The following is a 10,726-nucleotide window of genomic DNA, read 5'->3' on the forward strand; positions in this document are numbered from 1 at the left end:
GTATGTTTAAGTCCACAAATATCAGCGATTACATGCTGCATAACCCCGTGAAAGTCAGGTCAGACGACAGTATTGAAAGCGCCATAAAGGTGATTATCGATAATAAAATATCCGGGGTGTGCGTCATAGATGCCTCTAGCAACCTCATAGGTGTCTTGTCAGAAATGGACTGCCTGCGAGCTATCCTCAGTGCTGTCTACAACAACACCAACAGTGTTGGTGACGTGAGTGAGTTCATGTCTTCAGACAAGCTGATTGTCTCGCACCCCAACGAGGATATCGTGGATATCGCGCAGGACATGCTCAAACAAAATAAACGACGTCGTCCAGTGGTTCGGGATGGCCAACTGGTTGGCCAGATCACCTGCCGTCAGCTATTGGCCGCCGTGACCAACTGACGCACAGGGTAAGTGTCTGCTGACGGTGCTGACAAGTTAAAAGTCGGAAATAAAACAATTCCGATCTGCTGGCTTCAAGCAACCGTCCTAACCCACGTGCGGCCCTCAGCTGGGCCCGATCGTTTCCTGGCTGTATAGTGCCGCACTCAAACATCACGTATTCGATGTCACGCAGTCAACTTGTCAGTAATCTCCCTAGGTGTTCAACAAGCCTCTGTTCTTGAGAAGAAAACAGATACCCTCATGCCAACGAGACAGTGTCCGTCGTACGGCGGGTGCAGGTTTACACTCCCTATCAGATAAGCAAGCGAGAAGTTATGACTGACGACCAACTACAGGCCCTTAAGATCGCCTACACCTACATGCCGCAGGCCATTGAGGTAACACGATACGAGTACGGCGATCGCCACGCTGTGGTTCTCGAGCACATCGAGACCGTGCGAGCCGCACTCCTAGACAAGGGTATTGATCCTGATGAGGTCGGCGGAGAAATCAATCCCGGCCTATCACCTAACTCCTACTACTAAGGACTCGTTTCTGCAAATCGCGAGTTTGTGCACCTCAGGCGGATTACTTCGCGACTGATGGTGATGCGGCTCTACCCCATTAAACAGTCTTCGCAAACTCAGTTTAATAAACACCGGTGGCCCGCGCTAATGATAAAGAGCACAAAACTTGACCCAACAGTCCACTTGATAGCAGGCACTAATGGCCAGCGATCATGCTTTCGAATGCGGTCTTCCATTGCTGTTCTGTGATTTCAAGCGCGATATCTAACTAGACACATACACGTTGTCTTTTCGAATATACAAGTGCATGTCAATTAGACTACGGGCCCCGTCCATGAACTATAGTCCCCAACTACCACTACTGAGGTCGAAAATGCTCCAGGTGTTGCTAGAGCATGTCCGTCGGGAAATAGTCTGAAACGTTTAGGCGCAGTGCTGCTGGTGACTTTTCCCCAAGCTTGGCGCCATCACTTCGATGAGATTCCCGCACCTTAGGCCGCCACTGATAATCAGGATATCGACGCTGCTCATCTGCTTGCTCATAAGGTCCGAGGATTTGAATGTGGGTGGGCCATCTTGAACATTGTAGTCTGTCAGTAATGTTTGGGCCTCATAATGGCCTGCTCAGCTTTGCCAGCCCTGTTATTAACTGTGGCAACGGGGAACATAGCTTCAATAACATCGGCGACGGCTACGATTCTCGCCTCCAAACATATCTCCTTTCCTTTAAGCCCTTGTGGGTAGCCAGAGCCATCCATGCGTTCATGATGTTGATAAGCAATCTTCGCTACAGGCCATGGAAAATTCATATCTTTTAAAATCTCATATCCTGTGACTGCATGCTCTTGTACTAATTTGTATTCCGTTGCTGACAGCTCTGCGGGCTTTGACAAAATCTCTGCTGGCGTCTGAATTTTGCCAACATCATGAATTGCTGCCCCCATCCTGATGCCTTCGATTCGCTTATCATCCATCATCATTTGTTCAGCAATGCAGCAAGCAATATCAGCCACTCGCATCTGGTGTCCTGCTGTGTACGGATCCCTGGCCTCAACTGCTTTGGTAATGACTCTTATGGTGCCAAGCAAACTTTCCTTCAGATCGGCGTGACTTTTGAGAAGTTCACTTCGGGTATCATTTTTTTCGGTGATGTCACGCAGAAAAGCATTGAAATAAGTATCCCCGTCAGTCGTCACAACAGTAATCGAACACTCCACGGGTATCAGGTGTCCATCACGGTGAGGCGCTTCCAATTCGAGAGTTTTATTGATCATGGGCCCTTCACGATAAAGCCCAAGACCACGCCGTCAGCATTGCGATATGAGTAGTAATGGATTTGCATGAAGCGAGCCTTCGCTGACGGAAAATCAAACCAGTCCTGATAATCCACATCGCCTCCGGCTAAACAGCGTTCGGCGTGGGGTCTTATATGTTCATCAAAGAACTCCTCCCCAAACAGCTCGCTCTGACGGAGCGCAGTCTGTTGGAAGGCGAACTCTTCATTGGCACTGGCCAACTCGGCCGCACGTTTTCCTTTCTCGACGTTTTGGAAATCGTCAGTCATGCATACGCCGTCTAGTGTGGCTCCATGACCTTTCCCATCTGACTCAATGCCTATAGACGGCAGTGGGTCACGATAATGCGTTTAAGCCATGCCAGGTCCACACCGGTTCGTTCAATGTCTAGATGACTTCTCATTCAAACATGCCCAAAATATTGCGCTGATAAAGTTTGACAAATCCGATACCTTTTATGGCCTGATGGTGTCAATGACAGCACGGTCTTTTGCATAAGCAGCAATCTCAAGCAGACGGCGATACGGAGGGCGGAACAGCCTAGCGCGGCGAACCTGTGCTTACACTTTTTCAGGGCATTTGGAGCCGTCTCCAAAATGCTCGCTTGTCTAATCTATGTACACGGAATAAAACGGTACCTATGTGTCAGGAATCTCAATAATTTTTATAGCCATATGTGAGCGCTGACCCATCGATTCCACGTGGTGGCGAAACGCTTGGCCGGTCAACCCACTCCAGCTCAGATCGGCCTAGAATATTTCCTGCGAGGGGCATTGGCTACAACAGCTAAAGGGACAACTATGATCAAGCTCTACACCTTCCCCGTGGCCTTCGGTCTACGCAACGTCAGTCCCTTCTGTCTGCGGGTGGAGATGGCGCTAGCCCACCTCGGCATGGAGTTTGAGACGGTGCTTGAATCTGATCCGGGTAAGTCGCCTAAAGGAAAACTGCCCTTTATCGTCGATGACGGGGTGACGATTGCTGACTCAGAACTTATTTTTCAGCATCTCGATCGCAAGAGCGAGGGTGCTTTGTATGGGCATCTGCTGCCGGGGGAGTACGGTCAGGGTATGGCTTATACACGGCTGGTGGATGACCATCTTTATTGGCTGATGGTGGCAAGTCGCTGGTTAGATGACACCTGGTTTCCGAACGTAAAGAAGGGGTTCTTCAGCGCGTTTCCACTGGGACTGCGAACGGCCATCAGTATGCTCGCGCGACGCCAGATGCGTCAGACCTTTAACCTGCATGGCTTGGGTAAACACAGCTTCGAGGAACAGCAGGGATTTGCCCGTCGCGATCTCGCCGCGCTACAGGATGCGCTCGATGGAAAAACCTATCTGCTGGGAGAGCGCTTGACCGTATTCGACTTTTCCGTGGTCAGCCTGCTGTCCGGGCTCATCGATAATCAACCGGCCACCTGGATCTCAACTATCGCCGAGGAGTATCCAGGCCTGCGTACCTATGCGGAGCAAATACAGGCCCAGGTTGGCGTTTACGCGCGGCCGCAGCCCTGACCAAGTGCCGACCCACATTGAATAGATTCTCAATAGCGGTATGGGCGCCCAAGAATCGCTGAGCCTGCCCAGCTGATTTGGGCCCGCGCATCCCTCGCTCTCTCACCCTTGTTGCTTCGTGGGATTGCTCTGCCTGATTGTTCTTATACTGTTCGGTGCTGTGAACTGCCTCCAGAATTACTTCACGGTAAGCCACCCCATAACTGATGATAGCTCCCATCCACCTGGTGCAACCTGGCTGCGCGAAATAAAAGGGTACCAATCTGTCACGAAGCTGACTAACGTGTATCGATCTTTTCCAGGGTTTGGCTGCCGATTCCAGATGCAGGCATACTCGGCGCCGATCACTGGTGATCCACACCATCACACCCCCCGTGAGCTAGCCACGTAACTCTATCTCCTCGGGCACGGCCAATCACTTGGCTAGAAACAAGGAAGCCCAAGCAGTGAGTTCAATGGAATTGCCAGACTGGCCCCGCGCACAGAGCGCTCCCCTGTTTGTCGCACGCCTGCGTTCGGTTCCGCAGGACTTTCAGGTGACTGAGCAACTCGGCTGGGAGTTCAGCGGCGACGGCGAGCACGACTATCTGTGGATCGAAAAGACCGGTGCGAACACAGAGTGGGTCGCTCGGCAGCTTGCCATGTTTGCCGACGTGCCGGCCAAAGACGTCGGTTACGCCGGCCTAAAAGATCGACACGCAGTGACCCAACAATGGTTCAGTATTCCACGCTGGAACGCGCCGGTCTGGGAGGGCCTCGATATTGAAGGCGTACGCATCGTCGATGTGCAGCGGCACCTGAGGAAGCTGCGCCGCGGTGCACACCGGGCCAACGCATTCCGACTCGTATTGCGTTGCGAGACGATACCCGACCACGGCGCGATCGAAAACCGCCTTACGGAGATTCGCAGCAGGGGGGTGCCGAACTACTTCGGTGAGCAACGCTTCGGACGCGACGGCGGGAACCTACGTCTTGCGAACGACTGGGCTACCGGCAGACGCTTACCTCGCCATAAGCGGAGTCTTGCGATATCGACGGTCCGATCGTTCTTGTTTAATGAGGCGCTCGCCAAGCGAGTTCAGGAAGCGACCTGGAACCAGTTCGTCGCCGGTGATCTGGCAAATCTCGATGGCACCAGGAGCGTCTTTGACGTCATGGAGATCGACGAAGAGTTGCAGCGTCGATGTAAGGAAATGGACGTACATCCGGCGGGCATTCTCCCGGGCGAAGGCTCGAACATCGAGCCTGAAATCTGGCAATCCGCGCTAGACAAGGGCCGCGTCGAACCGGGCACTCGGAGTCTGCGCCTACCGGTTCGAGATCTGGCGAGCGAGTTCATTGAGGGGGGCATTGTCCTCTCATTTACCCTTGACAGAGGCACGTTTGCTACGGCGGTGCTACGTGAGTTGTGTGAAGCGGTAAGCTCGCGATAAGCCAGAACGCGGAAGAGTGCAGATCGCCCGTGTACCAGTAAGATAGGCGGCAACGACCCAAGTAACCACTATGATCAAGCTCTATACATTCCCCGAGGCCTTCGGTCTGCGCAACGTAAGTCCCTTCTGTCTGCGGGTAGAGATGGCGCTAGCTCACCTCGGTATGGAGTTTGAGATAGTGCTTGAATCTGATCCGGGCAAGTCGCCTAGGGGAAACTGCCGTTTATCGTCGATGACAGGGTGACAATTCCTGACTCAGAACTCATTTTTCAACATCTTGATCGCAAGAGAGACGGTGCTTTAATTGGGCATTTACTGCCGAGCGAGTACGGTCAGGGTATGGCGTACACACGGCTGATGGATGACCATCTCTATTGGTTAGTGGTCGCCAGTCGCTGGTTGGATAACGCCTGGTTTGTGAATGTAAAGAAGGGATTCTTCAATGCGTTTCCGCCAGGATTGCGAACTGCCATCGGCGTGCTGGCGCGACGCCAGATGCGTCGGACCTATGTTCTACATGGTCTAGGTAAGCACAGCTTCGAAGAGCAACAGGGATTTGCCCGTCGCGATCTAGCCGCGTTGGAGGATGCACTGGATGGAAAAACCTATCTGCTGGGAGAACGCTTGACCGTATTCGACTTTTCCGTAGCTAGTTTATTGTCCGGACTCATCGACAATCAACCCGCTACCTGAATCTCCACTATCGCTCAAGAGTATCCAGGCCTTCGTAGCTACGCGGAGCGAATACAGGCTGAAGTGGGTGTTTACGCGCGGCTGGAGCCCTAACAGAGTGCCAAGTGCCCGATGAAAGAGACCTATCTTAAAAATAGTCATAACTGGTTTCAGCAATTGTACTTTTTGTCTCCTGACCCGAGCTGGGTTATCGAGGACAATCAGGTTGTAGAATGTAACGAAGCTGCAATCAAAGCTCTCGGCTATACCAGCCGCCGTGAGCTCCTCCATCTACACCTATCAAAAATCTCGCCCCCTGTTCAGGCTGATGGTGAAGATTCTTTTAGCAAAGCTGAGCGAATGATGTCTCTGGCCGGGAAAAACGGAGTCCATCGATTTGAATGGATTCACACCAAGGCCGATGGATCCAACTTTGACGTCGAGGTAGCCCTTTCTAGCATCGTAGTCGATGACCGAACAATCATTCACTGTATCTGGCGCGATATCTCTGAGCGGCAGCAAACCCAGAGCATGCTTAACAATGGGCGTGTGAAGTTAAGGTCGATATTCAGCAAGGTCGCAGAGCCCTTATTCGTCAACGATAACGAGCATCGTCTTGTTCTTGCTAACAAGGCTTTCTACGCGATGTTTGCTATGGATAAAAGCCTGGTAGACGAGTGGCAACGAAAGGTCGAGAAGGCGATCGACACCAATCAGAAAGGTGACATCCTCAAGGTAAACGAAGCCTTCTGTCGAATCACTGGATTTCCTCGGACTATGTGGTCGGCAAAAACCCAAGGTTTCTTCAGTCGGGGCGACAGGATCCCGATTTCTATAGAGACATGTGGGCCAGTATCAGCGACTCCGGGTGCTGGGAGGAGGAAATCTGGAATCGTAAAGAAGATGGCAGCGTCTTTCCGGAATTCCTGACTATTTCTGCAGTTAAGAATGATGTTGGTGTGGTGACTAACTACGTTGCTACCTTTGTTCACATAACGCTGAGCAAGTCCTCTGCGGACGAGATCAAGCATTTTACGATCCGCTAACCAGACCACCCAATCGTCGATTGCTATTAGACCGACTGAGTAAGGCCATGACGACCATCAATCGCAGTGGAAATAAAGGCGCGCTGCTATTTCTCGACCTAGATCACTTCAAAAATCTCAATGACACCCTGGGGCACAGCATCGGTGATTTACTGCTATAGAGATTTTCTCAGCGATTGCTGTCTTGCGTACGAAAATGCGACACGGTGGGTCGTTTTGGTGACGATAAATTCGTGATAATAATCGAAGACATTGGTAAGCAAAGTATCGAAGCGCAGGAACACGCGAACTTGATCGCAGCAAAAATAATGACCTCGTTGAGCCGACCCTATCAATTAGACACGCTTAGTTACGAAAGTACATCGAGTATCGACGCCACAATGATCGAAAACTCCGATCACAGTGTGGATGAACTGCTCAAGCAGGCCCATATCGCTATGTGCCAATCCAAAAACGAAGATCGCAATACAATTAGATTTTTCGACCCGAGCATGCAAAAAAACCTAAACGCCAGACTCGAGCTGGAAATAGATCTATCCCGTGCGCTGGACGAGCAGCAGTTTGCGATGTATTACCAAAAACCAGTGAACTATAAGAGTCAGTCGATCGGATTTCGTTAGTCATATCGAGGCAATGGTTCGCAATTACGACATCTATCCAACCAGACTAAAACTCGAGTTGACGGAATCTCTGTTGCTGATGGATATTGAAGATGCAATCACAAAAGTAACTTCGTTGAACAAGATTGGGATTCGCCTCGTGCTGGACGACTTTGAAACGGGCTATTCATCCTTACAATATCTAAAACGCTTACCGCTGGACCAAATCAAAATAGATCAGTCGTTTATACGTGATATCAAAACAGACCCTGACGACCGCGCGATTGTTACTACGATTATCAACATGTCCAAAAGTCTGAACGTTGGGGTAATCGCAGAAAGGGTCGAAACCAAGGCGCAGAAGGAGTTTCTCATGGAGCAAGGTTGTAACCACTTTCAGCAATACGTATTTGGTAAACCCATGCCTAGCGATCGATTTGTTCAATCACTGCAAGATTAGCGACGTATCCGTAGAAACCGGTGTTGATCAGACGGCGACTCGCTGGTGTCGCCACTTCTCAACAGTTTCGTTGAGTGACCTATATTCACGGCGCTTTCCAGCGGAATTAAATATTTTTGATCGGGATTAGATCTAGCTGCTCACCAACTCGGTTTAACGTGTTAGGTTTTGCGACATTGCTTTTACACCAATCCCTACAGGCCGTTTATGAAGTTCTTTCTCAGTTTAGTTGTGTTGATCGTCTCTGTGAGCACAGCGACGGTATCGGTTGCTGACATAACGCTTTACCACATTGTTAGTCAGGAAGAGCTGGATACACTCACGCAAGACAATATCTATTCTCCTCTTTCCATCGAGCTTGAGGGATACATCCATTTTTCTAAACTCGATCTGATCATGGGCTATGCCAACGGCCCTTACCTCGATAGAAAAACCCTGTTCCTACTGCAGGTCACTTTCGCTGATGACGATGAGTATCTAAGGTGGATTGGTGACAACCCCGATTACTACCGTGGCCTTGACTTGTCTATGGTGGAGCGCAAAGGCGAGTTTACCCGCGATAAAAATAGCTTGTGGGTGCTCTCCGACATCTTTCAGTAGACCCAAAGACGTTCAAGTGCACCGCTGATGATTCCGGAGCTGGGCTTCTCCAACGTCACCCAGTAACGTCTCTTAGGGTCACTTGCGCCAACCAGCGCCTGATCGATTGATATTGTAGTGCAACACCCCCTATCCTGAGCTCCAGTCGGAACAACAACAAGCTTAGGGCTCCCATAATGAGACGACGAGATTTTTTGACGGCTGGCGCAGGTCTGAGCGCCCTACTGACACTTCCGACTGCTGCGATGGCGAGGTCTTTTGCTTCGAAACTGCCCGCGCAGATCACGGATCTTGACGCCACAGAACTGTCCCTGGCGATCAGAATGAAACTGTTAAGCAGCGAAGAAGTCATGTCTGCTTATCTTGCCCACATCCACCGCTACAACCCGACCTACAATGCCATTGTCGCGCTGCGCGATAGCGACCTTCTGCTGAACGAGGCACGTGCGGCCGACCAGGAGCTCGCACGGGGCATCTACCGCGGCTGGATGCACGGCATGCCTCATGCAGTTAAGGATCTGGAAGCTGTGGCCGGCATGCCCGTGACCTACGGATCGCCCCTTTTTCGAGATCACCTCGCCGTAGAAGATGACCCCCTGCCCGCGAGCATTCGCCGCGCCGGTGCGATTTTTATCGGCAAGACCAACACACCAGAATTTGGACTGGGCTCCCAGACCTATAATCCGGTTTACGGCGTAACGGGAAGTGCCTGGAATCCCGATCTGACTGCTGGAGGCTCCAGCGGCGGTGCTGCAGCCGGCCTCGGCACGCACATGCTTCCCGTCGCGGACGGCAGTGACATGATGGGCTCTCTGCGCAATCCCGGTGCTTTCAACAATGTCATTGGATTTCGGCCCAGCGCCGGCTTGCTGGGCAGTAATGACCCCTTCACCCGAGACCTCGCGACCGGGGGCCCCATGGGTCGCAACACCCGGGATACGATTCGCCTTCTGCAAACCATGTTGCCGGAACTCAATGGCGATGCACCAGAAGCACTGTGGTCAGCTGCGCGAAGAATCGGGACGGGGGAGCCCCTTGAACTGAAGGGTCTGAGACTTGGATGGCTGGGTGACTTCGACGGCTATCTCCCCATGGAGCCAGGCGTTCTTGCCCTTTGTGAAGCCTCGCTGACCACGCTCGGAGACGCGGGTGCAATCGTGGATCGGGTCAAGCCAGAATTTGATATGGCCGAGCTCTGGCAATGCTGGCTAACACTTCGCAACTCGTCCCGCGTAGGCATGCTCGACTGGTACGAAGACCCAGCACGCCGCCCACTACTTAAGCCGGAGCTGCAATGGGAGATCGAACAATCCTATGTACTCTCCGCTAAAGACATCGAGGCAGCGAAAGCAACACGATCACGCTGGTACATCGAGCTGCAGAGACTGTTCGAGACTTACGATTTTCTAATTCTGCCCAGCGCGCAGGTCTTTCCTTTTGACAAGACGGTGCACTGGCCGACCTCCGTCAACGGTCAGCTAATGGATACCTACCACCGCTGGATGGAAGTAGTAATACCCGGGAGTATTCCGGGCATCCCGGTGATCAATGTACCGGCGGGCTTCGATGATCAGCTTCGACCTATGGGACTACAAGTGATGGGACCGTATGGCGATGACAGCCGCGTACTGGGCTTTGCCACTGCCTACGAAGCTGTGACCGATTTTCTTGAGCGGCGCCCGGTGCTTGTAGAACGACCCCCAACTTCACGCTAAGCACGGCTCACCCATGATCGACCCGACCAAAATATTATTGTTTATACCCACCATGCTGCTGATATCGGCAACGCCCGGCATGTGCATGACTCTGGCGATGAGCCTAGGCATGAGCGTCGGTTTGCGGCGTACCGCGTGGATGATGGCTGGAGAGATCGCAGGCGTCGCCATCGTCTCAACACTCAGCGGCATCGGGGTGGCTAGCCTGATGATCCGTTACCCGCGTGCGTTCACGGTGTTTACTCTCTTGGGCGGCTTGTACATGGGATGGCTAGGACTTCAGATGTGGCACTCTCGCGGCAGCATGGCGATACACGCCGAAGCTCTCGCGGGCTCAGTGGCAGTAAGTCGACGATCTCTCGTCACTCAGGGCTTTGTTACCGCCATTGCCAACCCCAAGGGCTGGGCCTTTTTTATAGCTCTCATACCGCCGTTTTTATTGTCCGGAAAACACCTGTTTAATCTGCATTTTGCAGTGATTT

Annotated in this window: 13 protein-coding genes and 2 pseudogenes; 13 read left to right on the forward strand and 2 right to left on the reverse strand. The window is 52.1% G+C overall.

What is annotated here, in order from left to right:
• Positions 1-2: 2 nt before the first annotated feature.
• Positions 3-398: a CBS domain-containing protein gene (locus ACI9KD_RS09055; RefSeq protein ID WP_414980843.1), complete on the forward strand. Its 396-nt coding sequence runs from the start codon at positions 3-5 to the stop codon at positions 396-398.
• A gap of 317 nt (positions 399-715) precedes the next feature.
• A complete protein-coding gene (locus tag ACI9KD_RS09060; protein ID WP_414980844.1) occupies positions 716-925 on the forward strand; it encodes a penicillin-binding protein in 210 nt (69 codons plus the stop codon).
• A gap of 575 nt (positions 926-1,500) precedes the next feature.
• Here ACI9KD_RS09060 and ACI9KD_RS09065 read toward each other — a convergent pair.
• The gene (locus ACI9KD_RS09065) at positions 1,501-2,181 is read right to left on the reverse strand and encodes an HD domain-containing phosphohydrolase (protein ID WP_414980845.1); all 681 of its coding nucleotides are present in this window, start codon (positions 2,179-2,181) and stop codon (positions 1,501-1,503) included.
• Complete coding sequence (locus tag ACI9KD_RS09070; protein ID WP_414980846.1) at positions 2,178-2,471, reverse strand: hypothetical protein; 294 nt, start codon at positions 2,469-2,471, stop codon at positions 2,178-2,180. The genes ACI9KD_RS09065 and ACI9KD_RS09070 overlap by 4 nt, the downstream gene beginning before the upstream one ends.
• A gap of 531 nt (positions 2,472-3,002) precedes the next feature.
• Here ACI9KD_RS09070 and ACI9KD_RS09075 point away from each other — a divergent pair.
• The 11 genes and pseudogenes from ACI9KD_RS09075 to ACI9KD_RS09125 all read left to right on the forward strand — a co-directional run.
• Positions 3,003-3,719: a glutathione S-transferase family protein gene (locus ACI9KD_RS09075; RefSeq protein ID WP_414980847.1), complete on the forward strand. Its 717-nt coding sequence runs from the start codon at positions 3,003-3,005 to the stop codon at positions 3,717-3,719.
• Positions 3,720-4,174: 455 nt separating this feature from the next.
• The gene (gene truD / locus ACI9KD_RS09080) at positions 4,175-5,152 is read left to right on the forward strand and encodes a tRNA pseudouridine(13) synthase TruD (protein ID WP_414980857.1); all 978 of its coding nucleotides are present in this window, start codon (positions 4,175-4,177) and stop codon (positions 5,150-5,152) included.
• A gap of 70 nt (positions 5,153-5,222) precedes the next feature.
• Complete coding sequence (locus tag ACI9KD_RS09085; protein ID WP_414980848.1) at positions 5,223-5,396, forward strand: hypothetical protein; 174 nt, start codon at positions 5,223-5,225, stop codon at positions 5,394-5,396.
• Positions 5,393-5,845 carry a glutathione S-transferase family protein gene (locus ACI9KD_RS09090; RefSeq protein WP_414980849.1) on the forward strand — a complete coding sequence of 151 codons (453 nt, stop codon included), beginning with the start codon at positions 5,393-5,395 and terminating at the stop codon, positions 5,843-5,845. Before ACI9KD_RS09085 ends, ACI9KD_RS09090 begins: the two co-directional genes overlap by 4 nt.
• Before the next feature lie 111 nt (positions 5,846-5,956).
• Positions 5,957-6,484 (forward strand): annotated as a pseudogene (locus ACI9KD_RS09095) (PAS domain-containing protein); the annotation flags it as partial.
• Between the two features lie 119 nt (positions 6,485-6,603).
• Positions 6,604-6,870 (forward strand): PAS domain-containing protein, encoded by a 267-nt coding sequence (locus ACI9KD_RS09100; RefSeq protein ID WP_414980850.1) that lies wholly within the window; start codon positions 6,604-6,606, stop codon positions 6,868-6,870.
• Positions 6,861-7,490 (forward strand): annotated as a pseudogene (locus tag ACI9KD_RS09105) (diguanylate cyclase domain-containing protein); the annotation flags it as partial. The gene ACI9KD_RS09100 and the pseudogene ACI9KD_RS09105, both read left to right, overlap by 10 nt.
• Before the next feature lie 13 nt (positions 7,491-7,503).
• Positions 7,504-7,929 carry an EAL domain-containing protein gene (locus ACI9KD_RS09110; RefSeq protein WP_414980851.1) on the forward strand — a complete coding sequence of 142 codons (426 nt, stop codon included), beginning with the start codon at positions 7,504-7,506 and terminating at the stop codon, positions 7,927-7,929.
• A gap of 207 nt (positions 7,930-8,136) precedes the next feature.
• Complete coding sequence (locus ACI9KD_RS09115; protein ID WP_414980852.1) at positions 8,137-8,529, forward strand: DUF952 domain-containing protein; 393 nt, start codon at positions 8,137-8,139, stop codon at positions 8,527-8,529.
• A 176-nt stretch (positions 8,530-8,705) separates the two neighbouring features.
• Entirely contained in the window at positions 8,706-10,244 is a 1,539-nt protein-coding gene (locus tag ACI9KD_RS09120; protein ID WP_414980853.1) for an amidase, read from the forward strand.
• Positions 10,245-10,257: 13 nt separating this feature from the next.
• A partial coding sequence (locus ACI9KD_RS09125; RefSeq protein ID WP_414980854.1) for a LysE family translocator occupies positions 10,258-10,726 on the forward strand: 469 nt, incomplete at its 3' end.

The sequence above is a fragment of the Congregibacter sp. genome, from assembly GCF_047617445.1.
In the GTDB taxonomy this organism is placed as follows: Bacteria; Pseudomonadota; Gammaproteobacteria; order Pseudomonadales; family Halieaceae; genus Congregibacter.

Excerpts from the sequence above, each read along its gene's own strand:
- ACI9KD_RS09055 (WP_414980843.1), top strand. The coding sequence starts at position 3 with ATGTTTAAGTCCACAAATATCAGCGATTACATGCTGCATAACCCCGTG.
- ACI9KD_RS09060 (WP_414980844.1), top strand. The coding sequence starts at position 716 with ATGACTGACGACCAACTACAGGCCCTTAAGATCGCCTACACCTACATG.
- ACI9KD_RS09065 (WP_414980845.1), bottom strand. The coding sequence starts at position 2,181 with ATGATCAATAAAACTCTCGAATTGGAAGCGCCTCACCGTGATGGACAC.
- ACI9KD_RS09070 (WP_414980846.1), bottom strand. The coding sequence starts at position 2,471 with ATGACTGACGATTTCCAAAACGTCGAGAAAGGAAAACGTGCGGCCGAG.
- ACI9KD_RS09075 (WP_414980847.1), top strand. The coding sequence starts at position 3,003 with ATGATCAAGCTCTACACCTTCCCCGTGGCCTTCGGTCTACGCAACGTC.
- truD (WP_414980857.1), top strand. The coding sequence starts at position 4,175 with ATGGAATTGCCAGACTGGCCCCGCGCACAGAGCGCTCCCCTGTTTGTC.
- ACI9KD_RS09085 (WP_414980848.1), top strand. The coding sequence starts at position 5,223 with ATGATCAAGCTCTATACATTCCCCGAGGCCTTCGGTCTGCGCAACGTA.
- ACI9KD_RS09110 (WP_414980851.1), top strand. The coding sequence starts at position 7,504 with ATGGTTCGCAATTACGACATCTATCCAACCAGACTAAAACTCGAGTTG.
- ACI9KD_RS09115 (WP_414980852.1), top strand. The coding sequence starts at position 8,137 with ATGAAGTTCTTTCTCAGTTTAGTTGTGTTGATCGTCTCTGTGAGCACA.
- ACI9KD_RS09120 (WP_414980853.1), top strand. The coding sequence starts at position 8,706 with ATGAGACGACGAGATTTTTTGACGGCTGGCGCAGGTCTGAGCGCCCTA.